Origin of the sequence: Lactonifactor sp. BIOML-A5, from assembly GCF_009677585.1 — a bacterium.
Taxonomy (GTDB): Bacteria; Bacillota; Clostridia; order Lachnospirales; family Lachnospiraceae; genus Lactonifactor.
On record NZ_WKYV01000034.1, the window covers coordinates 1 to 24,806 of the forward strand.

The 24,806-nt window shown below is 45.7% G+C and carries 19 protein-coding genes; 3 read left to right on the forward strand and 16 right to left on the reverse strand.

Annotation, left to right across the window (positions count from 1 at the left end; genetic code table 11):
• Positions 1-278: 278 nt before the first annotated feature.
• From abc-f to GKG41_RS19970, 10 genes are all read right to left on the reverse strand, one after another.
• Positions 279-1,904: a ribosomal protection-like ABC-F family protein gene (gene abc-f, locus GKG41_RS19925; RefSeq protein ID WP_154261589.1), complete on the reverse strand. Its 1,626-nt coding sequence runs from the start codon at positions 1,902-1,904 to the stop codon at positions 279-281.
• A 428-nt stretch (positions 1,905-2,332) separates the two neighbouring features.
• Complete coding sequence (locus tag GKG41_RS19930) at positions 2,333-2,824, reverse strand: hypothetical protein (protein WP_154261590.1); 492 nt, start codon at positions 2,822-2,824, stop codon at positions 2,333-2,335.
• Between the two features lie 279 nt (positions 2,825-3,103).
• A complete protein-coding gene (locus GKG41_RS19935; RefSeq protein WP_154261591.1) occupies positions 3,104-3,931 on the reverse strand; it encodes an HAD family hydrolase in 828 nt (275 codons plus the stop codon).
• Between the two features lie 27 nt (positions 3,932-3,958).
• Positions 3,959-5,395, reverse strand: a complete 1,437-nt coding sequence (locus tag GKG41_RS19940) for an aldehyde dehydrogenase family protein (RefSeq protein ID WP_154261592.1) — start codon at positions 5,393-5,395, stop codon at positions 3,959-3,961.
• Positions 5,396-5,414: 19 nt separating this feature from the next.
• The gene (locus GKG41_RS19945) at positions 5,415-6,467 is read right to left on the reverse strand and encodes a tripartite tricarboxylate transporter substrate binding protein (RefSeq protein ID WP_154261593.1); all 1,053 of its coding nucleotides are present in this window, start codon (positions 6,465-6,467) and stop codon (positions 5,415-5,417) included.
• Entirely contained in the window at positions 6,464-7,966 is a 1,503-nt protein-coding gene (locus tag GKG41_RS19950; protein ID WP_154261594.1) for a tripartite tricarboxylate transporter permease, read from the reverse strand. Before GKG41_RS19950 ends, GKG41_RS19945 begins: the two co-directional genes overlap by 4 nt.
• Before the next feature lie 16 nt (positions 7,967-7,982).
• Entirely contained in the window at positions 7,983-8,492 is a 510-nt protein-coding gene (locus GKG41_RS19955; RefSeq protein WP_154261595.1) for a tripartite tricarboxylate transporter TctB family protein, read from the reverse strand.
• 67 nt (positions 8,493-8,559) lie between these two features.
• Positions 8,560-9,450, reverse strand: coding sequence for a dihydrodipicolinate synthase family protein (locus tag GKG41_RS19960; protein ID WP_154261596.1), 891 nt, complete (start codon positions 9,448-9,450; stop codon positions 8,560-8,562).
• A gap of 50 nt (positions 9,451-9,500) precedes the next feature.
• On the reverse strand, positions 9,501-10,451 hold the full coding sequence (locus GKG41_RS19965) for a sugar kinase (protein ID WP_154261597.1): 951 nt from the start codon (positions 10,449-10,451) through the stop codon (positions 9,501-9,503).
• A 12-nt stretch (positions 10,452-10,463) separates the two neighbouring features.
• Positions 10,464-11,630, reverse strand: a complete 1,167-nt coding sequence (locus tag GKG41_RS19970) for an iron-containing alcohol dehydrogenase (RefSeq protein ID WP_154261598.1) — start codon at positions 11,628-11,630, stop codon at positions 10,464-10,466.
• Positions 11,631-12,018: 388 nt separating this feature from the next.
• Between GKG41_RS19970 and GKG41_RS19975 the strand changes: the two genes are divergently transcribed.
• Positions 12,019-12,948, forward strand: coding sequence for a LysR family transcriptional regulator (locus GKG41_RS19975; protein WP_154261599.1), 930 nt, complete (start codon positions 12,019-12,021; stop codon positions 12,946-12,948).
• Between the two features lie 201 nt (positions 12,949-13,149).
• Here the strand turns inward: GKG41_RS19975 and GKG41_RS19980 are convergent, their stop codons facing one another.
• The 3 genes from GKG41_RS19980 to GKG41_RS19990 form a co-directional block, all read right to left on the reverse strand.
• On the reverse strand, positions 13,150-14,604 hold the full coding sequence (locus tag GKG41_RS19980; protein ID WP_243141079.1) for a sodium:alanine symporter family protein: 1,455 nt from the start codon (positions 14,602-14,604) through the stop codon (positions 13,150-13,152).
• 101 nt (positions 14,605-14,705) lie between these two features.
• Positions 14,706-15,068: an MGMT family protein gene (locus tag GKG41_RS19985; RefSeq protein WP_347563366.1), complete on the reverse strand. Its 363-nt coding sequence runs from the start codon at positions 15,066-15,068 to the stop codon at positions 14,706-14,708.
• Complete coding sequence (locus GKG41_RS19990; protein WP_154261600.1) at positions 15,065-16,045, reverse strand: pyridoxal-phosphate dependent enzyme; 981 nt, start codon at positions 16,043-16,045, stop codon at positions 15,065-15,067. Before GKG41_RS19990 ends, GKG41_RS19985 begins: the two co-directional genes overlap by 4 nt.
• 222 nt (positions 16,046-16,267) lie before the next feature.
• Between GKG41_RS19990 and GKG41_RS19995 the strand changes: the two genes are divergently transcribed.
• Positions 16,268-17,494, forward strand: coding sequence for a 6-phosphofructokinase (locus GKG41_RS19995; RefSeq protein ID WP_154261601.1), 1,227 nt, complete (start codon positions 16,268-16,270; stop codon positions 17,492-17,494).
• 90 nt (positions 17,495-17,584) lie between these two features.
• On the forward strand, positions 17,585-18,520 hold the full coding sequence (gene fba, locus GKG41_RS20000; protein WP_072854780.1) for a class II fructose-1,6-bisphosphate aldolase: 936 nt from the start codon (positions 17,585-17,587) through the stop codon (positions 18,518-18,520).
• 62 nt (positions 18,521-18,582) lie between these two features.
• On the opposite strand, the gene GKG41_RS20005 is transcribed toward fba, so the two are convergent.
• From GKG41_RS20005 to GKG41_RS20015, 3 genes are all read right to left on the reverse strand, one after another.
• Positions 18,583-19,203: a TetR/AcrR family transcriptional regulator gene (locus GKG41_RS20005; protein WP_173015670.1), complete on the reverse strand. Its 621-nt coding sequence runs from the start codon at positions 19,201-19,203 to the stop codon at positions 18,583-18,585.
• Entirely contained in the window at positions 19,172-23,254 is a 4,083-nt protein-coding gene (locus GKG41_RS20010; RefSeq protein ID WP_154261603.1) for an efflux RND transporter permease subunit, read from the reverse strand. Before GKG41_RS20010 ends, GKG41_RS20005 begins: the two co-directional genes overlap by 32 nt.
• A 200-nt stretch (positions 23,255-23,454) precedes the next feature.
• On the reverse strand, positions 23,455-24,765 hold the full coding sequence (locus tag GKG41_RS20015) for a folylpolyglutamate synthase/dihydrofolate synthase family protein (protein ID WP_347563367.1): 1,311 nt from the start codon (positions 24,763-24,765) through the stop codon (positions 23,455-23,457).
• Between the last annotated feature and the right edge of the window lie 41 nt (positions 24,766-24,806).

Sequence of the window (24,806 nt, forward strand, 5' to 3'; positions counted from 1 at the left end):
GGAGATTTTTTCGGCAGTCAAGGCCGAAAAAAAGTGAGCATGGGCAGAGAATGCACATCAAGCATTCTTTGCACATACGAACGGTGCTCCGGCGGGGATTCCGGTTTTGTCTTAGACTCTCTTCGCGACGGAGGTGTCCCCGGAACTTAAGCCTCCCTCCTGTCCGAACCAGCCAGCCCGCTGCCGCGGGATTTCTCTCACCGTCCCCCCGCCACCTCACACTTTCCGACTTGAATCACTTTAAGCTGAAGTCCAAGCGCTACAGCACTAAATCCCAATTATTTTCCCAACCGATAATACTCCTCCGTCACTCTCTCCAGCTCCTCTCTAACCAATTCTACTCTCTCCCCTTTCCTGGGTGCACTTATCCTGGCAGTCAATTCCATCATTTTCATATTTAGCAGTGTCCTTTGCAGCTCCACAGAATCCTCTGCCTTTTCCATACGCCTTTTAGAGGTCTCATACTCCTTCCAATTGCCTTCAAATGTCCGTATCTCACCCTTATCGAAAAACAGGAAACGTTCTCCTGTCTCCTGAGCCAGGTGCCTGTCATGGGTTACGATGAGTAAAGTACCCTTCCACTGTTTTAGCAGCAATTCCAGAGCCTCTGCAGTATACATATCAATGTGATTGGTGGGTTCGTCCAGAATTAAAAAGTTAGCATCCGAGGCCAGCAGCTTTGCCAGCATTACTTTTGCCCGTTCTCCCCCGGAAAGTACAGACACTGGTTTTTCTATATGCCTGGATGTCAGATACAGATTAGCAAGAATAGCCCTGATTACAGACTCCTTTTGGTTGGACGTAGACCGGACATTCTGCAGTACGGTTTTTTCTGGCTCCAAGGTCTCATGGTCCTGGGCAAAGTACCCCAGCCTGGCTTGTGGGGAGAAGCGTACAGCAGGATCCTGTTCTACTATTTTTCTGATCACAGAAGTTTTCCCCGTGCCGTTTGGCCCCATTATGACCGTACATTTGTTAGCTGATATTTTGAAATCAGCATCTTTTATGATAGTCGTTTTGCCGTAAGCAATTTTAATGTGCTCCGCTGTGAGAGCATTTTTTCCCTCCATGGGATACTCAGCCCCCATTTTCATAGATATTTTGGGCAAATCTTTTGGCTTTTCTTTCTTCTCCAGCTTATCCAGTCTTTTTTCTATTGCCTTTCCCCTGTTCTGCACATGTCTCTGCTGAATCGCAGCTGTTCCCTTGTAAAGAATCCACTCACTGCTGCCCATTCGTTTGGGCGGCCTTCTCATCCCCTCCGCCTCATGTTTAATCTGATGCATGGCTGATTCCAGATGTTTTTTCTCTGTCTGGAACTGTTCATACTCAAACAGGGCATATTCACGCTCTCTGCTTTTCTGTTCAGACCAAGCGGTAAAATTCCCAGGAAAAACCCGCAGTTTTTCGTCCTCAATCTCCCAGATGGTATCACATACCTGGTCCAGAAGGTATCGGTCATGGGATACCAGTACAAACGCACCTTTAAAACCCTTCAGCATTTTTTCCAGAGTTTCAATTCCCTGCACATCCAGATTCGTTGTGGGTTCATCCGCAAATAAAAGCTTTGTCTCTCGGGAAAATGCTGCCGCAATGGCCAGCCTTGTCTTTTCTCCCCCGCTCTTGCAGGCAGAGCCTTTGAGGTTCATGCAGCTTAAAAGGTAAGCGCTTGTATCGCCCTCCGTCTCCTGCTCCTGAGTAATATAGGAAGTACTGCAGGATACTTTAATATCTCCTGCATCAGCCTCAGTCTGTCCGCTGAGAATTTTAAGAAGTGTACTTTTCCCGCATCCATTAGCCCCTACCAGGCCTATCCTGTCGTGTTCCCCAATTTCTAATTTATCAATAGAAAATAATTTCTGTATTCCGTATCCTTTTTCCAGATTATGTGCTTCTAATAACAAAAAAAATCCCTCCTAAACACTCTGTCCAGAAAGGATTTTTGCATACAAATAGAATGCCGGTATCTAAAAATACCCGCAAAAATACCTGCAAGAAAAATCCGGTGCTGAACAGAGCAAAACAAATAAAAGGGCATCTACCCTTTTCATTTTAAAGTTTCCTGTTGTTTGCTTTTTGTTCAGACCTTACATTCTCATTTTCCTGCAGATACCCCGTTCTTTCTTATATTGCTTGTAATATAGCATAACTGTTCCGGACTGTCAAGGGTTCTGCAAAAGGCATGTGTTATGAATCTATGATAATATCACCTTTAGAATCATTTGAGATTATGTCCTTTTTTAACTATAAGAGATAACCGACGTATACGTCGAAAGCCGAGCCTGGAACAAACGGCCATGCCCGGGAGCATAGCCGCTGATAGGAAACCGTATTAACCGTTCACCTTGCTGTCCATTCGCAAGTGCAGGCGATGAATTGCCAGCCTTGCAATCGGCTGAGCAATACACATTTCCACAAACAGCGATATAGCAAAGTTGCGCGGCCATTTGAAGAAAAACATTCGGATAGGTTCCCATGTGATAGAGCGCGTTCCAACCCATGTACCTATTACAGTCAGCAAAATTGACATCATAAAGACTGTACACAGAATATTAACAACAATATGCGCTTGAAAGCTATCCCCTTTGGATACTATTTTTGCGGTCAGTTTTTCCGCAGGCACATAGGTCAGCAACACAATCGCAATCACACTCAACCAGATAAACGGCAGGACGGTCAGAACATCTTGATACACATATAGGTGGAACCCGGCTTCAAAGCAGGTAATCAGCGGAGCGATAATGTTTACCGAGATAATGGAGATAATCCCCATAAACAAAGCGAACTCCTTTTTGTTGCGTGGTAACTTCATGTAAAATTCCATTGTCCAGACTCCTTTCAAGGGAAAAAAATAAGCGTGAAATCATACTGATTTCACGCTGAACCATTATACGCGCTCTTTGAACAAGAAATATTATACCACACGCTTTCTGGAAATTTCAAGAACAAAATTTCACACTTCTATTACTTCTTTATTCCATATGAGCACAAAATGACGGCACGAAGACCCAGAAAGAGCGAAAAAGCAGTAAAGCCTCATTTTCAAAAGCTATTGACAGAGTTATGCAAAAGGCAGAAGACAATCCCCTGCCTTTTGCGGTCTCTAACTTCCTGTCACAAATTTTTCCAGCGCCAGGGCAACCCCTGCATGACGATTGGATGCAGTAACATAATCCGCAGTCTCCTTTATCACGGTAGCCGCATTTTCTACAGCGACGGTGAATGCCGGCAGTGACATCATGGTTGCGTCATTCTCACTATCTCCGAAAATCATAACCTGATTGAGAGGGATTTCTAAAAAGGCTGCTAACCATCGAACAGCATTTCCTTTATTCGCTCTTTTGTTTGTAATCTCCAAATTGTTATACAGCGAAGAAGTGACAGCAATATCCCCTCTGCTTCCAAGCAGCATTCTTATTCCTTCTTTCGCCCTGAGATCCGAAAAATACAGATTAATCTTTTCAATCCCTGTTCCCTTGTTTCTCACATACTCTATCACATCACCTACAGCCTGTCTTGTTTTTCTCATCATTCTGCAAATCTCCGGTTCTATTCCATAATCCTCCAGATGGGTCAGAAATCTGCTTTCAGACTTGCCGGTGCCGTCTGCAAAAACGTCGTATATAAGGGAATATGGTGTTACCTCCTCTAACACATCCACTGCCAGCAGAGGGCTTAACAGCTCTCTCTTTATCCACTTGTTTTCCTGCAAATCAATAATCTCTGCACCGTTGGCCAGAATCGCATATCGCACCAAGGAAATCAGCTCTCTGCATTCTTTGAGCCCTAAAAGATTCCTACCCGTAGCTGGTATGATTTCGATGTTCCGGGTTCTGCATTTTTTTAAGGCTTCCAGGGTTCTGTCAGAAATTCTTTTCTTCTCATCCAGCAGCGTATGATCCAGATCTGTGATAATTGCTTTTATCTCCATTGTCTTGTCCAGTTTCCGGGATAAGCCTTACGGGGTAAGGGTGATTCGTTTTACATAGTAATATTCCTTCAGAGAATAGGAAGACCAGTCCTTCCCCACTCCGCTTTCCTTTATGCCGCCGTGGGCGTAGGGCAGAGGGGAGCCGCCGCCCCACACATTGACAATAACCTCACCAGCCTCCAGCTGTTCAGCCAGTTCGAACGCCTGGTGCATATCATTGGTGTATACGTAGGCGGAAAGACCGTACCTGGTATCATTTGCCAGGGCAACGGCATCTTCGGGGGAGTGATACGTAAGTACCGGAAGAACCGGGCCAAAAATTTCTTCCTGACATACCCGCATGCTGTTATGTACCTGTGTAAGAAGCGCCGGCATCATATAATTCCCCTCCGGTCTGTCTTCCGGAATATTCCCGCCGCACCGAAGTTTGGCCCCTTGTTTTACAGCTTCCTCTACGAGACGCATCACCCTGTTCCTGTCCTCCGGGGTGATCAGCGGACCCATAGTCGCCCCATCTTCTCTGCCCCATCCCAGTTTGCATGCCTCAAACTTTTTCTGCACAAGGCTGCAGAATTCCTCTGCCACAGATTCGTGTACAATAGCCCGGTTCACACTAGTGCACACCTGTCCGCAGTTATTCATCTTCATAGATGCAACAAAATTAGCCGCCTTTTCCACATCCGCATCCGGGAGCACCACTGCCGGAGCATTGCCCCCCAGTTCCAGAGAATACGTCTTAATGCTGGTACTGGACTCCTGTATCATCTTTCTGCCTGTGGCAGAGGATCCAATCAAGGTAATCAGCCTGGGAACAGGACTCTGATTGAGCACTGCTGCCACTTCCTCCGATGGACCTGCCACAATGTTAATAACTCCTGCAGGGAACTGGATAGAGGCCGCGATTTCCCCCACCTTCAGCGCGGAAAGAGGCGTAAGAGAGGACGGCTTTATTATACAAGTACATCCGGAAGCCAGTGCTGGTCCCAGCTTTGCCCCTACATTGAGAAGCGGCATATTCCACGCAAGATGCCCCACCACAACACCTATGGGGCGGTATTCGTGGAGGTGGTAAGTGGCATGATTAGAATTATAATCGGGAATACTGATACCTGTCAGACGCTTTGCCTCCTCCCAGTAGAAATCCAGGGCGTCGATTAAAATGTGATAATCTCTGGAAGCTGCGAACAGAGGTTTTCCTGTCTCCATGCTTAAGATATCTACAAGTTCCTCTTCCTTTTTTAAAAGCGCCGCTTTTAATTTATGGATCCAGTTTCCCCTCTCTGTCAGGGATAATGCAGACCACGTTAAAAACGCCTTCTGCGCACTTTCCAGGGCAGAAAGTGTCTGTTGCTTATCCGCTGTTTTTAGCTGGCAGATCTCTTTTCCGGTGCCAGGATTGTAGATACATTTCCCCCTGCCTTTCCCTTCTTCTAATTCTCCGCCGATATATTGGTAAAACTTCATAATTCACTTCCTCCTTTTCCTATTTTGCCAGTCCTGCTTCCTCAAGAATGGGTACGTAGGTATCCACCTCTTCCTTCAGCCACGCTGTATATTCGTCTGCCCCCCTCCATATCATATTGGTATTCTGGGAAGTGACATATTCTTTGTACTCCTCACTGTCTACTGCATTCCTGAATGCCTTTTCCAGTACCGCAATGACATCCGATGGGGTACCCTTTGGCGCCACGAATCCACGGGTTGAATACACCTCACAGTCCCACCCGGATTCCCTGGCTGTCGGGACATCCGGATAGCTCTCCTGCCTTTCCGCTGTAAGCGAGGCAATAAATTCTATATCTCCGGAATCCAGCTGGGCGATACAGTCCACAGGGCAGGATACCGCCACATCAATATCCCCATTTGCCAGTGTCAGGCCAAGTCCCACACCGCCCCCCGCATTCGGCACTACATTAACTTCGATTCCAGCCACACTGCAGAACTTCAGAATAGCCATGTGCCACATCCCGCCAGCCTGTCCGGTTCCCCAGCTTAGTTCTCCCGGATGAGCCTTTGCATACTCTACCAGTTCCGGTAAATTTGTAAACCTTTCCTCCCCTTTTTTGATAAACAGGGAAGCTCCGTCAAAATTAACAGAACAGATTGCCTCGACATCCTCTCTGGAAAGCTCTGAGTATCCCAGGGCCTTCAGGGTAGCCAGATTCGTCATATTCATGGCAATGGTATATCCGTCTGCCTCAGAATCTGCCATCTGCTGCAGTCCGATAGAAGTAGAACCGCCTTCTACGTTTGTACATACGAACGGAACACCCAAATCCTTTTCCATAACAGAGGTCAGTACACGGGCAATCAGATCGCTTCCGGTACCTACACCCTGAGGGATAATCACCTCGATCTTTTTGCTGGGATAGTCTGAACTCCCGTCTTCACTCTTTGCAGCATTGCCTGATGTTTCTTTCTGCTGTGAATCTTTTTCTGCAGATGCAGCTTTTTCCCCGGAATCATTTCCGCATCCGGCCATAATCATAACTGCTGCCACTGCAATACCCAAGATCTGAAAAAATCTTTTTATCATTCTGCTTCCTCCTCTTTACTCCTTTTTGCTTTCCTGGTTTTTATCACTTTTCTGGTTTTGGGGACAACAACCATAGCGATTGTCAGCGCCCAGAATACACAGGGAATCGGCCTGAAAAATATAGCATAATTCCCCTGGGACATGGTCAAAGCCGAACGAAAATTTGTCTCTGCAAGAGCTCCCAGTACCTGACCGAGGATCAGTGCAGAGGTGGATATCCCTACTTTGTCCATAAAAAATCCCAGAATGCCGAAAATAACCATGACATAAATATCAAATACTTTATTAGAAGACGCGTAGGAGCCAATTACACATGCCATAAGAATCAAAGGCATTAAAATCTTTTTGTCTGTATTAATAAGCTTCGCAAACCAGCGGGCCGCCAGCAGTCCAATGATAATCATGAAAATATTAGCTATTATTGTATATACATATACGCTGTACACAACCTCCGGCGTCTCCTGGAAAATCATCGGCCCCAGACGTATTCCGTGGATGGCAAAAGCTCCCAGAATAATGGCTGTAACCGCATCCCCCGGAACCCTCAGAGCAAGCATAGGGATCAATGCGCCGCCCACAGTGGCGTTGTTGGCACACTCCGGCGCTGCAATTCCCTCAGGAATGCCTGTCCCGAATTTTTCAGGATGTTTGGAATTGCTCTTCTCACTGTTATAAGCCACAAATGCAGCTATAGGACCTCCTGCTCCCGGAAGAGCGCCTATGATAGTTCCTATAATAGAACAGCGCAGCAGCACCCCTTTTAATTTTCCCAGTACCCCCCATCCCGGGAAAATCCTGTCTATTTTCTGCTGCTGCTTCTTTTCGGAGTCAATCGTAAACAGCTGATTCATAATCTCAGACACACCAAACAAGCCAATAAGTGCAGGAACCATGCCAATACCGCTCATAAGATTCTGTGTACCAAAAGTAAATCTGGGAATCCCTGTAAGGTTGTCCATTCCAATTGTGGTGATAAATACTCCAATGATAGCTCCCAGAAGCCCTTTCAGAAGAGAATCTGCAGACGCATTCGCAATCACACAGAGTCCGAACACAGCAATCACAAAATATTCCGGATAGGTAAACTTTGCTGCAATCCTGGCAATGGCCGAGCATCCCACAATCAGAAAAATACAGCTCACAATACCGCCGAAGAAAGATGATACCGTAGAAATTCCAATAGCCTTTCCGCCCTCGCCTCTGCAGGACATAGGATATCCGTCCAGAGCAGTCATAACCGCAGAAGAGGTTCCCGGAATTTTCATCAAAATAGCAGATATGGACCCTCCGTACACTCCTCCTACAAAGATTCCCAGCAGCATTGCTATGGCACTGCCTGATTCCATCCCAAAGGTAAATGAAGTCAGTACTGCTACAGCCATTGTGGCAGTCAATCCTGGTATAGAGCCTACCGCGATTCCCAGCACTACTCCTACCAGTACCAGACATATTGTCCCAAAGGACAAGGTGGAAAGAACCGATGATATGGTCGCCAGCATACACACACCTTCCTTTCTACAAAAACTGCATAGGTACAGAGACCCTTAAGAATCTGACAAAAACCAGATAGACAAAGGCAATGGCGGCAGCTGGTATAAAAAAAAGCCGTTTCCATTTCTTCTCCCCACAGATAAGCATAGTTGCATCCAGAAATATCCAGGTAGAAATCTCAAACCCCACCGGACGGAGGGCTATACCATATGCAATCATAAAGGCCGGAATAAAAATCATCCGGAATAATCCCCGCATATTGCTGCCAATCTTGCCCTTTAGTTCCGCTACTTTGTACAGTTCTCTGTGAAGATAAGACATTTCTTCCGTTCCATATTTTCCTGATATCACCCGATATATTTCTGTACCCATAAGTATTACGGCCGTGACAGTAAAAAAGGCCGCGCAGCACAGAGGGAAAAAACTGGGTCCGGCAACTGCAAGACCTCCCAGCATAGGCATCTGGATGCTTTCAAAATAGATGTAAACAGAAGCAATCAGTAATAAAACAGAAGTGATTACATTTCCAATCAATGTATTTCCTCCTTCCTTTTACATGGAGCAAATAGGCCTCCCAGTTCCTGGCAGACCTATCATACCTTTACCCAATAATCATTTTTGTCTCGACCAGAGCTTTCCGGATACGCTCTACCTCCTCTTCCGTTCTTGGAAGAAATGGCTTTTTCGGGATACCAATATCAATTCCCAGCATAGGAAGAACTGCATGGTAAAAGGGAACCGGAATGCCCGAACCGGTCACTGACCTGAGAAGGTTAGCCTTCAGCTGCATATCTCTGGCTTTCTGGAATTCACCAGCTTTGCAGGCATCATATATTTCTTTGATAAATTCAGGGAAGGCATTAGACAGCCCTGATACCACACCGTGTGCTCCTCCCACAACTGCAGGTACCAGGTGGGTTTGAGAGCCGATTAGGAAAAGGAACCCTTCTTTTTTTACTTTTGCCATATAATCATAGAAAAGAGCAATGTCTGCCGAACTGTCCTTTATCCCCTCTAATCCAATGTCGGCCAATGCTGCCAGCAGATCTCCGCTGATACAGAAATTAGAGTATTTGGGGTTATTATAGGCAATAACCGGCAGATCCACTGCCTGGATCAAGTCTTTGTAGTATTGGACAATGACATCCTCTGTATGCCTGTAATAGCAGGGGGTGACAGCTGCCACAGCGTCTGCTCCCACTCTCTGGGCATGTTTTGCCAGCTCGATGGTGCTGTTGGTGTCGGTGCATCCTATCATCAGAATCACCGGCACGCTTCCTTTTGCCACAGACATTACCGTTTCTGCCACTGTTTTTCTCTGTTGAACGGTCATAATTGGGCCTGATCCATAGGAACCGCCCACAAACAGTCCGTCTACCTTACCGCACAGATATTCGGTATAAGCTGTCAATTTCTTTGTATCAACCTCACCGGTTTCATCAAAGGGGGTAATCACTGCCGGATATACTCCCGTAAATCTTTTTACATCCATAGGAATCTCCTTTCCTTTTACGTTTTCCTGCTTTCTCTTATCCTGCCTGGTTAACGATTACAGCTTTCTCTGCCGCCCATAAATGCATCCAGCTCTTCTCTGCTGGGATAGGATTCTATATTTCCTTTCAGCGTGACGCTAAACGCCCCCACAGCATTTGCCAAAGCCAGGCATGTTTCCATCTCAGCACCCTCCAGTACGCCGCAGAGATATCCCGCCGCAAATGCGTCTCCTGCGCCGAAGGTATCCACCGCCCGCTCTGCCCGGAACCCCTTGGAATAGCACTTTTCTTTGTTCTCATAGCCGATGCATCCCTGCTCTCCAATTTTTACCACCACAGTACCGGCCCCATATGCCTTCATCTGCCTTGCGATTTCATCCGGCTCCTCTGTTCCGTATAAAAGACGTCCCTCTTCCTGGCCCGGAAATACAATATCCGCATATTTCAAGAGCCTGTTCGTCGTGCGTCTGGCCTGTTCCAGCGGCCACACCTTCAGGCGAAGATTGGGATCAAAAGAAACCAGCAGACCACTCTCTTTTGCCGCTGCCATGGCATATTCCGTTGTCTCCTCAGCTTCTTTGCTGAGTCCGGGTGTAATTCCGCTGATATGGAGGATTTTTCCAGACTTTAGATAGTTTAGGTCTATGAGGTCTGGAGTCATTGTACTGGCTGCGGAACCCTTTCGATAATAAAAGTTTCTGCTCTCCCCGTTTTCCAGTCTCTGCCTGAAGAATATACCTGTAGGTGCATTGTCATCCATCAATACCTGACATACCTCTACTCCTTCCCCGGCAACCGTATTTTTTATCTTTGCGCCAAATTCATCATTTCCCAATTTACTAATCCAGCCTGCGCTGTGATTAAGTTTCACCAGGGCCACTGCGGTATTCGTCTCCGCTCCGCCTATGTGACATTCATAGTCCTGGGAATACCGCAGCTTCCCTTTGCTCAGGCTGTCAAAGACTACCATAGTCTCACCTAATGTTATTACCTCCGGCATATTTCTTCCTCTCTACCTCAGGCCGTTCATAGCTTTTTTGGCAATCCCTACAAGGTCTTCTACCCTGGAGGTTCTGGGATTGGAATAAATATTGCCGCTTTGATATGCCTTCTGCGCAATCTCCTCCAGATCTTCTTCCTTCACTCCCCAGTCTTTTAGGCCCTGAGTAATACCAATGTCTGCATTCAGCCTCTTGACAGCCTCTACCGACTTTGCAGCTGCCTCCATAGGAGACAGCCCCTCCACGTGTTCCCCTAAAAGCTTAGCTACCTCTATATACTTTTCTGTGGCTGCAGGGAGATTGTATTCCATTACCCAGGGGAGCATAATTGCATTCACCGTACCATGGGGGATCTTATACTTGGCGCCCAAAGGCATGGCAAAAGCGTGAGAAAGTCCCAATTTGCCCACATTAAAAGCCAGGGCCGCAATAAGGCTTCCCATCAGCATATCCTCCCGGGCGTCTATGTCATCTCCTTTGGTTGCCGCCTTTCGGAGAGCTCCTGCAATCAAACGCATAGCGTGATAGGAGAGTCCTTCTGATACGGGCTGTGTGGCCTTAGACACATAGGATTCCATTGCATGGCAGAATGCATCCATACCTGTAGCTGCAGTAACATGGGAAGGTACACTTAGGGTCAGCTCCGGATCCAGAATCGCCGTATCCGGCATAATCTCCCAGCCGCCCACACTGGCTTTTATGTCTTTTTCTTTGTCCCCCACCACAGCCCAGAAGGTGACCTCACTTCCGGTTCCGGCGGTAGTCGGCACCGCAATTATGGGAAGGGGCTTGTTTTTTATGTTTCCGAAGCCAAGGTAATCAAAAATTTTTCCATCGTTTGTCCACATAACAGCTACATTTTTAGCCGTATCCATGGAGCTTCCTCCTCCGACTCCAATGACCGCTGTAGCCTTTGCCTCTTTCAGCATCTCTACCGCCTCATCTACCCCTTTATAGGTAGGTTCCGGCTCCACATCATGGTAAATACTATATTTTATGTTTCCCTCCTGCAATGACTCTTCAATTGTTTTCAGCACACCGCTGGCATATACCCCCCGATCTGTCACTATTAGAACACTGTCGCTTCCCAGGTCTTTTACCTTTTCAGCGGTGTGCAAAGCTGCACCCCGTCCAAAAAACAGTTCTGTAGGCATTTTATATGTATACAACTGACTCATACGTTCTCCTTTCATACAACTTTACATAACCATTCACCCCTGTACTTCTCATAGTTAGCTGGTATCATAAAAACGCAGCATACAACCTTCTCCTCCTTTCGTTTATACTCTGTTATAGTTCAGTAAGCTTTATCACAAAATGATTATGATATTTTTTTATCAATCAGTAATTAATTCTTTTCTTTTTGATTTTTAATAGGAAAACTTTTTATACTTTTTGGTAAAATTGTGCAATTAATTCACCTTCTTTTTGTATTTTTTGCACCTATTGTATAATTTCAGTTTACACAAAGCTTGATAATTTGTCCAATTCCTATTATAATATATAAGTTATAACAAAATTGTGATAATACACTGTGCGATACATAATTCGCAGACAGGAGGCGTCATGTTTTATAAAAATTATGAGTATTTTCTTACGATAGCCAAATACCGAAGCATAACAAAGGCTGCAGATGAGCTTTATATTTCCCAGCCTGCCCTTAGCAACTATTTAAACCGTCTTGAGAAAAAACTGGGAATTGCACTTTTTGATCACTCTTCTATTCCGCTGAAGCTGACCTTTGCGGGAGAGCACTATCTGGAATATATAAATTCCCTGAATCATATGGAGAAAAGACTGGAAGATGAATTTTCCGAGATACGAATGGAAAAGCGGGGAAAGATAGCGGTTGGGCTTAGTCCCTGGAGAGCTTCCCATATGCTCCCAAGAGTGCTTCCCGATTTCAGCGAGAACTACCCGCACATCAATATACAGGCAGAAGAAGGACTGGAACATGAGCTCTATAATTTTATTGAGTGGAAAAAAGTGGATTTCAGTATAAAAAGCCTTATCCATCCCTCCCCTCAATTTCATTATGAGATTATAATGAAGGAACGTATTCTGTTGGCGATTAACATCCGCCACCCCATTCTAAAACATATTTCGTTCCAATACGATTACGATCCTAAAAACGTCCCCCATTTTGATTTGGAACGCGCCAGAAATGAACGTTTTATATTTCCAAAGCCCACCCAGAACCTGTATCATGCAATTCAGGAGATCCTTATCGTAAATCAGATAGACGGAACAGGCTTTGAAACTGCCAATGTGGCCACTGCTTTGAATCTGGTAGAAGCCAATTTTGGGATCACTTTTGTACCCGAGGCTTGTATTCTTCATTCGAATCCCTACCCCAATATTGTATTTTTTACAATTGGTGAACCTGTGCTTTTTTGGTACTTAACTGCAGTATATAAGAAAAATGAATATCTTCCCAATATTTGCCGCCTGCTGATAGAAGATTTTAAGAAAAATTATCAGACTCCCCGTCAATAAACCTTCTGCATAATCATATTCTACGCAGAGTATATGGTTCCCTCCGGATAGAGCTACCCACTGAAACTTTCTATATCCGGGCGAGAGGAAACCCGTGACGGGGACTGGCTTCTCTGGAACACAAAAAAGACGCCCCTAAATTACTGGGAACGCCTTCGTTGGATTGATTTAATGTAAATACACCACCACTACAATATCTTGTTAATTATTTTTTGAAATTCTTTTTATATTATTTCTTTTCTTTTTTTGTGCACTATCCTGTTCTTTTTGGACTGTGTTCAAATATTTTCTGGTAGCTGCTGTCACCTCTCCGCTTAAAAGAGTGATCGCAATCAGGTTAGGGATCGCCATGCATCCGTTCATAGTATCCGCAAGCTCCCAGATAAATCCCGGAGCAGTAACACATCCCGGAAGGATCACCACTATGTAGAGAAGCTTGTAAAAACGTATGTATCTTTCTCCCAGAAGATAAGTCACTGCCTGCACGCCAAAATAAGACCAGCCTACAATGGTAGCAAAGGCGAACAACACGATAGCAGCCGCCATAAACTTGCTTCCTCCGGGAATTGCGGTCTCAAAAGCCAACCCCGTCAATGTCGTCCCGTCTATGTTTTCAATTCCATTTACAATGTTAGAAAGACACTGGGTTTTGTCATACACTCCGGATGTAAGTATTACCAATGCTGTAATCGTACAGACAACAACGGTGTCCGCAAACACCTCAAAGATTCCCCACATCCCCTGAACCACCGGTTCCTTTACATCCGATGCAATATGGGCCATCACAGAAGATCCAAGACCTGCCTCATTAGAAAAAATCCCTCTGGCAATTCCCATTTTCATGGCCTGACGCATTCCATACCCCAGTACACCGCCGCCCACAGACCGCAGCTGAAATGCCTCAGTCACTATTGTTGAAAACGCCTGGGGAATATTTCTCCAATGAACAGCCAGAACAAAAATACCGCCTGCAAGATAGAAGACAGCCATAAAAGGCACAACTTTTTCCGTTACCTTTGCTAAGCGTTTCACACCCCCGAGCAGCACCAGTCCAACAGCAGCCATTGAGAGCACTCCTGTCAGAACCGGCGGAACCGAGAAGGCCTCTTTCAGCCCCACAGCCATAGAGTTAGCCTGGGTCATGTTTCCCATTCCCAAGGAAGCCAGAATACATAAAAAAGCAAACACTGCAGCCAGCCACGGACAATGTAGCCCCTTTTCTATATACAGCATCGCCCCGCCCGTCCAATCTCCTTTTGAGTCTTTTCTCCGATAGCGGATTCCCAAAATGTTCTCTGCAAAATTTGTCATCATACCCAACAGTGCAGAGACCCACATCCAGAAAATTGCTCCCGGACCTCCTGCAATTATGGCAGTTGCCACCCCTGTAATATTTCCCGTTCCCAGTGTGGCCGCCAGCGCTGTGCAGAAAGACTGAAACTGAGAAATGGCATGCTCATCATCTGTCTTTCGTACATTACGATTACGAAAAAGGGCTACAATTGTCCGTCCCATCCACAGCCTGATATGCGTGAATTGAAAAAATCCTGTACGCACAGTAAACAGAATCCCAACCGCCAAAAACATTACCAGCATCCCCGGTCCCCATATAAATCCATTCAGGCCGTGCACTGCATTTTTTATTAACTCTGCCATTACATATCCTATACTCCCTTGTCTGCTCCATCTATGTATATGCATACCCGGAAGATAAGATGACGTCAGGCTGCTTTCCGGCTGATGATTATGCAGGAGAATTATCCATCCCCAAACACTCTCCTGAATTCCAAAGCATCCTTTAGCGTATGTCTCCATCCATACACCTTAAGATCCACTCTGTTCTCCTCTCCCACCTGCACCCCTTCTGCTTCCAGCATCCTTCGCTGCATGGCGCTGTCAGCAAAGGCACTTGCCCCTGACAGATATCCTTTATGGTTTACCACCCTGTGTGCAGGCACCTCTCCTGATATCCCCCGATTCAGCGCATATCCCACCTGACGGGAGTTGTTCGGTTTGCCGCACAGCATGGCAATCTGTCCATAGGTCGCTACTTTTCCATAAGGAATTCTTCTGCAGACAATCCCCACTCTTTCATAAAAATCCATCTTTTGTCCCGTCATATAAACCTATCCTTATGAGGAAAAATCCCAAATTCTCCGCCTGTATGTATAAATAATACATTTCCGTACAGCAGGGGATTTCCCCTGTTGATTTCTGTTATTACTCCATGCATAGCCTTTCCTGTATATACCGGATCCAGAACCATACCAGTCTCTCTGGCAGTTTTTGCTATAAAGGCAATCACCTCATCGGATGCGATTCCATACCCATCGCCTACATAGTCATACGTAATACACACCTGCTCCATGGATATCTCTTTGCCGAATTCAGCAAGTTCCATTCCCTCCCGGATAATATCCCCAGCCCTTTTTCTTCCGTCTGCATTTTGATCATAGATGTTAAAACCAACAATCTTCTTTTTGCTTTCGTAGTATTCATTTGCGGCATAAAGCCCTGCGTACGTCCCGCCGGAGCCGTCAGTGACACAGATTGCGTCAAAGGTAAGCCCCATCTCCTTCTCCTGTTCTAAAATTTCTTCAAATGCCTGAAAGTAGCCATACATCCCGATGCCATTGCTTGCCCCCTCAGGGAGGACATAAACTTTACAATCTTGCTCTTCGTACTTCCTTTTAATCTCTTCCATAACCTCATTTCTTCGTGATCCATACGCCTCTTCAGAGATAAATGTCACCTTTGCTCCAAAAAGTACATCCAGAAAATAATTCCCTTCCGGATCTTTTGGCTCACCTTTAAGAACCAAATGGGTTCTTTTTCCCAGACGGGCAGCCGCCGCGGCTGTGGCCCTGGCATGATTCGATTGAATCCCCCCGCAGGTTATAAATACCTCTGCACCACTCTCAATCCCTTGTTTTAAGGCATATTCCAGCTTTCTTACCTTATTTCCGCTCATCTCAAATCCGGTAAAATCATCACGCTTTATATATAATTTTGTGTGAGCCCTTGAGTAGCTCAAACCCTCAGGGACCATAATCGGGGTAGGTAAATTGGCAAGGCTCAGTTTTGATGGTTTGATCATAATTTCTTCCCTCCTATTTTTAAAATTATACCACGGCATTTTAGAATAAGAAATCTCTTTCCTATAATTGCTGCGGACTGCATTTTTTCAAAACAAAATTGTATAAATCTTGCTTTTTTCGTGCACAAACAATATTTATATGTTATAATTATAACAAATTTTATAGAAAGGAGTGCATGACACTACCACTCTAATACATAAAAGTCATGCAATGTTAAAAGTATGGGTAGCAAGAATTTAATCGTAGGCCAGTCTGGAGGACCTACTGCGGTTATCAACTGCAGTCTCTACGGCGTTGTTTCCGAAGCCTTCCGTCATGGTGACAAAATCGATCATGTATATGGTATGGTCAATGGCATCGAAGGTTTCTTAGCCGGTACAGTTCTGGATTTTGCAGAAGCGTTACCAGGCGAATCCTTAAAAGGTCTGACCACTACTCCTGGCGCATATCTTGGTTCCTGCAGATATAAACTGCCGGAAAGTCTGGAAGATCCTGTATATCCTGAGTTGTTCAAAAAGTTCGAAGAAATGAATATTGGATATGTATTCTATATCGGCGGAAATGATTCCATGGATACGGTGAGCAAGCTTTCCCGCTATGCCGCACAGATCGGAAGCGATATCCGGGTGATGGGTGAACCCAAGACTGTAGACAACGACCTGGTGATGACAGATCACACCCCGGGATTCGGAAGTGCTGCAAAATATGTGGCATCAACAGTTCGCGAGATTGTAATTGACGCGAACGTTTATGAAAAGAAGTCCGTTACAATTGTAGAAATTATGGGCCGTCATGCAGGATGGCTGACAGCAGCCAGTGTACTTGCAAGGAAATTTGTAGGTGACAACCCTCTTCTGATTTATCTCCCCGAAGTTGCATTCGATGTAGATAGATTTTTAGCCAAAGTTGAGGAATGTCTGGAGAAGAATCCCAACGTTATCGTTTGTGTTTCCGAAGGAATCAACGATGGCAAAGGCACCTTTATCTGTGAGCTGGATAACAACGTTGGCGTTGATAGTTTCGGCCATAAGATGCTGGCGGGATGCGGCAAATATCTGGAAAACTTAGTAAAAAACAAACTTGGCGTTAAGGCTCGTTCTGTAGAACTTAATGTCTGCCAGCGCTGCTCTTCTTCCATGATGTCAGGAACTGACCAGAAAGAGGCAATAGGCGCCGGAGAATTTGGCGTACGCGCGGCATTAAAAGGTGAAACCGGTAAGATGATATCTTACGTGAGAAAAAGCGATCTTCCATACGCAATTGCATACGGACTGGAAGACGTGAATCAGATTTGTAATGAAGAAAAAACCGTACCTCTGTCATGGATTACCGATGACGGTTCAAACGTAAGCGAAGAGTTCGTTCGCTATGCCCTTCCGTTAGTGCAGGGCAGAGTTGAAGTTCCTGTTGGTACAGACGGACTTCCTGCTTTCGTTTCCCGCAAATAAGTATTTGTACAGATACGTTACCAAGCAGCTGACACATGGCAATTTGGCAGCTGCCTGATATAAATTTATTCAAAGAAAGGATGAATACCAATGGCATTAGTAACCACAACCGAAATGTTTAAAAAAGCCTACGAAGGAGGCTATGCAATCGGTGCATTTAACGTAAACAACATGGAAATCGTACAGGGTATCACAGAAGCAGCCGGAGAATTAAATTCTCCACTGATCCTTCAGGTATCCGCAGGCGCCAGAAAATATGCTAACCATACTTACCTTGTAAAATTAGTTGAAGCTGCTTTGATCGAGAATGATATTCCTATCGCTCTTCACTTAGATCACGGCGCAGACTTCGAAATCTGCAAATCCTGCATCGACGGCGGATTTACCTCCGTTATGATTGACGGTTCACATCACTCTTTTGAAGACAACATCGCTGTAACTAAGAAAGTTGTTGAATACGCACACTCAAAAGGTGTAGTAGTTGAAGGTGAACTTGGAAAATTAGCAGGCGTGGAAGATGATGTTAAAGTATCAGATGCAGATGCAGCTTATACACATCCGGACGAAGTAGAAGAATTCGTTTCCCGCACAGGCGTTGATTCCCTGGCAATCGCTATCGGAACAAGCCACGGTGCATTCAAATTCAAACCAGGCCAGAAACCAATGCTTCGTTTCGACATTCTGGAAGAGATCACAAAACGTCTTCCTAACTTCCCAATCGTACTTCACGGGGCATCCTCCGTATCACAGGAATACGTAAAAATCATCCAGGAGAACGGCGGAAACTTAGCAGACGCCATCGGTATCCCGGAAGATATGCTTCGTCAGGCAGCACGCTCTGCAGTTTGTAAAATCAACATTGACTCAGACCTTCGCCTGGCAATGACAGCTGGTGTTCGTGAAGTATTATGGAACAATCCTGCTGCATTCGATCCAAGAGAATACCTGAAAGTTGGACGCGCTAATGTTAAATCATTAGTAGCTCATAAGATTACCAATGTATTAGGAAGCGATAATAAAGCTTAATTTCCAAAAGGGGACGTGTTCTTTCTAAAAAGAACACGTCCCAAATTCATCTTGCCCTGTCCCTAATTCAGGATCTTCATCATATTTTGATACAGAAATTCTTTTGTACTTTCCCTGTTTACATCCTCTATCTGTTCCTCATGCCCCAGGAAAATAAAGAAACTGATAAAGTTTGACACGAATATCATATACACATGAGTCCCTGGAATTTCTTTTCGGATACACCCTTCTTTTTTCCCCTGCTCTATAATCAAATTGAGAATGCTGTCCAGCAGTTGGCAGTTGCCTTTTTCTTTTATGAACTCCTGATGGAGTGAATTTTGAATTTCATAGGAATTACTGGTTATTTTGAAAAATTGAGTGGTGCTTCTCTTTCCAAAGCTGCTCTCCAGCCATTCAAATACCCCGTATATCTGCTCCTTCAGGGATTTTTTTACCAACAGGAGTTCGTATATCTGCCCCAGCTGCCGCTCCATATCAAACATAAGAGCTTCCACAATCATTTCCTCTTTGCTGCTGAAGTACTCATAAGCAGTTCCTTTGCCGATCCCTGCCCGGTTTGTGATATCTGCCACTTTCATTCCATTGATATCTGCATCCTCCTCTATCAGGTCTATAACGGCCTGATAGAGAGATAACACTTTTTCGTTTCTATTTTTGCACGGACTCTGCGATTGCTTCATTCCCCTCATCCTCCTGCAATCTTGCTTCATCTTTTTTATAATTTTTTCTGTTAAAAATTGAATAGATACATGGTACTACAAAGAGTGTCAGGAAAGTACCGTAAAGCAGCCCTCCTATGGTAACAATTGCCATCGGCTGCACCATATCGCCGCCCATTCCCAGACCCATAGCCATTGTGGTCAGACCCAGGATTGTGGTCAGTGCAGTCATAACAATTGGACGAAGCCTGGATTTGCCTGCTGCAATAATGGCCTCTCTCTTGGGCATTCCTTCTTTTCTCAGCTGGTTAATATAGTCAACCAGCACAATACCATTATTCACTATGATGCCTGACAGCATGACAAATCCTATCATAGCAATAACGCTGATCTCTTTTCCTGTTACTAAAAGCCCCAGAAAGCCTCCGGTAAAGGCCAATGGTACCGTAAACATGATAATGAAGGGTGACAGGAGAGACTGGAACTGAGCCACCATAATCAGGTACATAAATACCAGAGCAAGAAGCAGCATGAGCATCAGTTGTTCCATGGCGTCATTTATGGTTTCATCCTCTCCTTTCATTTCCGCGGTATAGCCCTCCGGCAGCTCATAGTGTTCCAGGATTTCCTGAATTTCATCGCTGACCAGTCCGATGTTGTGGTCTCCGTCTATCTCCGCAGTGACAGACATATAACGGGACTGCCCATTTCTGGTAATCGCCTGAGGACCAACGGCCTGCTGGAAATCTGCGATATCGCCGATCCGTATTTCTTCTTTCTCTCCCTCGTTGTTTGTCACGGATATTTTAATGTCTGCAATATCTTCTCTTGTCAGCGTCTCATCCGTATCTTTTTCCAGGAACACATCATAATCCTTCGTGGGGGTAGAGAGGGTAGTTGCTGAAGATGGCTCCGCAAGCTTCGCATTAATAGCCTGGAATACTTGTGCCACTGTAAGCTTATGTTCCATGGCTCTCTCTTTGTTTACCACAACCCGGTATTCTGCATCGGTGTCTTCCATACCGTCCGAAATATTCTGCAATCCCTTTACGTTTTCTATTTTGTCTGCCAGCCCTGTGGCCAGAGTCTGAAGGGTATCCAGTTCCTTTCCCTTGATCTGGATATTAATCCCCGAGCCCCCCATAGCACTCATATCCATGGATGAGGTGGTAACCGCCACTTCCCCATCGATCCCCTTAGTGCGCTTCAGAATTTCCTTCTCCAACTGATTACTGTCCAGCTTCTTATCCTCTTTCAGAATAAGATAAATCTGTACAGAGTTATCGGAACTGCCTAATGACATGGAGGAGCCCCCTGCCATAGCACCTATCGTTTCTATATCATCAATATCCTGAATCTTATGGATTACCTCATCCGCTATCCTGGTAGTATCCTCAAAAGAAGTTCCCTTTTCAGTTGTAACAGTAAGTGATGCCTCTGTACTCTCCATCTCCGGCATAAAAGATGTCCCCTGCCGGATTTCCAAAACCATACTTCCGGCAAACATAAGCACTGCCAGAAGCAGAACAATGGCTTTGTGAGACAATGCCCAGTCCATGAGCAGACCATAGGCATCCCTGACCTTATCCAGCTTTTTAGAAGGTTTTATCACAGTCTTCCTCAGCAGCCCTGCAGACATCATAGGTACAAGCGTCAGCGCAACCACCAGACTGGCAGCAAGAGAATATGCAATGGTAAGACCCATATCCACAAACAGCTGTCGGGTAATTCCTTCTGTAAATACAATAGGAGCAAATACACAGACAGTAGTAAGGGTAGATGCCGTAATGGCACCGGCCACCTCTTTCGCCCCCTCAATGGCTGCCTTCTTTCCCGGAACCCCTTCACTCCGCATACGGTAGATATTTTCGATTACTACTATAGAATTGTCTACCAGCATACCTATTCCAAGGGCCAATCCCGACAGTGAGATAACATTCAGCGTTACACCGCTGAAATACATCAGTACCACCGCAGTGACAACACTGATAGGGATAGAGCAGGCAATTACTAACGTAGGACGTATATTCCTCAGGAAAAGGAAAAGAATTAGAATTGCCAGAATTCCCCCGTATATCATATTCTGCAGGACAGAATCCACTACCATATCAATATATACACCCTGATCCATCAAAACAGTAACTTCCAAATCCTCATTTTCTGACTTTAGCTGTTCAAATTTGTCCAGAATACGGTCTGTGACATCCCCGGTAGAGTACTCAGTCTGTTTCTCCACAGAAAGCATAACGCCCGGCTGTCCGTTAATCTTCGCATAGACTTCGGAGGAATTATCTGTCACCGCCACGTCGGCTACATCTGACAGGTGTATAGGTTTTAGTCCGTCCATCCCCATATCCAGAATCACCAGATCCTCCAGTTCTTCCAGATTTTCAAATTTGTCGCCAACCCGCACCAGATAGCTGATGCCGTCTTCCATCACATACCCTGCAGGCATGGCAAAGTTCTCCCCTGCCAGAATTCCCTTCAGCATATCCAGGGTAAGGATATCGTTCAGATCACTGCCCTCCATCGCACTCTCTTTGGCATCATCCAGCTGCTCTTTTCCTGCGTCCAGCTGGGTTTGAGCCTGATCGAGCTGGCTGGTGCCGGCATCTATTTTAGATGCAGCCACACTCATATCAATGGTTGCAATAATTTTCTGCGTGTTTAAAGCCGCCAGGGCATCGCTGGCCTGCACCTTGCCTGCCTCCACCTGAGTCTTGGCATTTTCCATCTCCTGCTGCTGCACCTTCAGCTGAGCGCGTGCATCATGCAGCTTTGCTTTGGCCGTGCGAATCTCGTCCCCTGTCTTTCCAAGGGCTTCCAGCTGCTGATCCATGGAAGCTTTTGCTGCCTCCCCGTCAGAAACATTCAGCTGCTTAAGTATCGCCTCCAGCTGTTCCTCCAGCTGATTCCGGCTCTTTTCTGCCTCTTCTATCTGTTTTTGGAGTTGCTCAATCCTTTTCTGAATAGAACTTGTATCGTCCCCGGCAGACGCTTCCGTCATGTCCTCTGCCCCCGAAGCCACATCCGCTGCCTGAGCCCCGGCAGTCAGCTGTTCCTGCAATTCCTCCAGTTCCTTATACATCTGCTGCAGCTGTGCATTATAGCCCTCAATCCCCTGCATAAGGCCTTCCAGACTGGCTTTCAGCTGCATAAGCTGCTCATAAGCTTTATCCGTCTCCGCAGCAGTTTTATCTAAAGCCTCCTCCGCCGCGTCCAGCTCAGCTTCCTTGCTGTTAAGTGCCTGAATCACCGGCAGAAAAAGATCCAGCTGTGTCTCCCCTTTTGTAAGTTCTCCCTGGGCGCTGTGAAGCTTTGCCTCACCCTCTCCCATCTGAGATGCCAGTTCATCTTTCCCTGCATCTAACTGATCTTTCCCCTTCTCTAGCTCTTCTTTTCCGGAGTCCAGCTTATCCTGGGCCTCCTGCAGTTCATCTTCCTTTTCCATGAAGGTTCCGTTAATGGCATCCCTGACCTTCTGGTTTGTCTCATCAACCTTATCCTGCCGGAGGGTCACCTGAACCTTCTGCTGGATTCCTCCGGTAGTACTTACACTGGCTACCCCCTCCAGGCTTTCGATTTCCGAGCTGAAGGTGTCATTTACATAGTCACTGATCTCCCCGCTGTCCATTCCTTTGACATCAACAGCGGCAACCATAACCGGAAGCATATCCGGATTCAGTTTCATAATGATAGGTTTACCGATAGAATCATCCCAATAAGATCCAATCTGGTCTAATTTCTCCCTCATCTCAATGGTTACCGAGTCCATATTGGTACTCTCATTAAACTCCAGTATAACCATTGACATATTTTCACTGGAACTGGAACTTACATTTTTTATGTTTCCAACGGTAGCCATGGATTGCTCCACCGGCTTTGTAACCACCTCTTCAACCGTCTCCGGATTCGCCCCGGGATATGTAGTTAACACCACTGCATAGGGCAGGTTCATACTTGGCAGTAAGTCCGTACTCATTTTTGTAAAAGATACGATCCCAAGGATAATCACCAGTACCACGGCAACCACAACGGTATAGGGTCTTTTCACACTATAGCGCGATAACATATTTTTCCTCCTGCTGCTTTATTCTAACATCTGTCAAACCTTCGACCGACCAGCCGGTCAATGATTAAAAGTATACTCGCATCTAGTGTGTCTGTCAATGAATGATACCTACGTTTTTTCAATAAGCTCCCACAGTTTCACCGGCCACAAAAAAAGCTGGGGCTGACATATCTGTGTCCTGTCAGCTCCAGCCTGTCTCTCTATTCGTATTCCACCGCCTCCACGGCCCGCACAACTGAGCCCAGGAAAGAAAGAGACCCAAACGCAACTATAACGTCATCCTTTTCTGCTCTCTGAAAGCTTTCCCGCACAGCTTTCCTGATACTGCTCATGGCCTCCACCTTTGGATTATATTTCCGTACTAATTCAGCCAGTTCTTCAGCCGGAAGCGCCCGGGGATTGCCGGGTGTCTGAATGGTAATAATATCATCTGCCAGTGAAGCGGTTCTCTTAATTACCTTCTCACACTCTTTGTCCTCAAACATACCCATAATAAAATGCATTCTCTTTTCCGGGAAATACATAGTAAGGGATTCTCTTAAGGTCCTGGCCGCGTCCTCATTGTGAGCTCCGTCGATAACAACGATAGGATCTTTCTGAAGAATGGTAAATCTGCCTCTCCAATGGGTTGTCATCATCCCTTCCCGTATCTTCTCCTCCGAGATCGCATAGCCCAGATCCCGCAGGGCATCTACTGTCTCCAGCGCTACAATGGCATTTTCGATCTGATAACTGCCCGCCAGACGTATTACCATATCCTCATAAACCCGTTCCCTGCATCTGTATGAAAATATCTGTTCTTCATATCCTGACGTTACCCCATAGGCATTCTCTTTTTTTGCCGTTCTAAGGGTGCAGTTTTCTTTTCTGCACTTTTCTTCAATGACCCTCATTGCATCCGGCTGCTGCCAGTCAGTTACCACAACAGTGCCCGGCTTAATGATACCGGCCTTATTCTCTGCAATCTCTGCAAGGGTATCTCCCAGAAATGCCATATGATCCATACTGATGGATGTCATAACTTCCACCAATGTTGTCTGTATCACATTTGTGGCATCTTCCAGGCCGCCCAATCCAACCTCAAGAACCACAAAGTCACATTCCATCTCCTTAAAATATAAAAATGCCAGGGCCGTCTCTATTTCAAATGGTGTCGGGTGGGGACGTCCTTCTCCTGTCATCCCCTCAATTGCCCCTGCGATCTCTGTTACCAGACGGGCCAGCGCCTCTCTGGTAATATACTCCTCATTTACCTGGATTCTTTCCCTGTACTTAAAAAGCGTGGGTGATATGTATCTTCCCACCTTATACCCCGCACAGGTCAGCACAGTGGAAACATAGGCCAAGACCGAGCCCTTACCGTTCGTGCCTGCTATGTGTACATATTTGCAGGCGTTCTCAGGGTTATTCAGCCGTCTTAATAATTCCCTGATATTATCCAGGCCCAGTACGCTACCGTACTTATTGGCATCCTCCAGATACTGTCTTGCTTCCCGATAGTTCATATTCATACCCTCTTCCTCAATTTATTGTGCTGTTTCTTGTTTCCTGC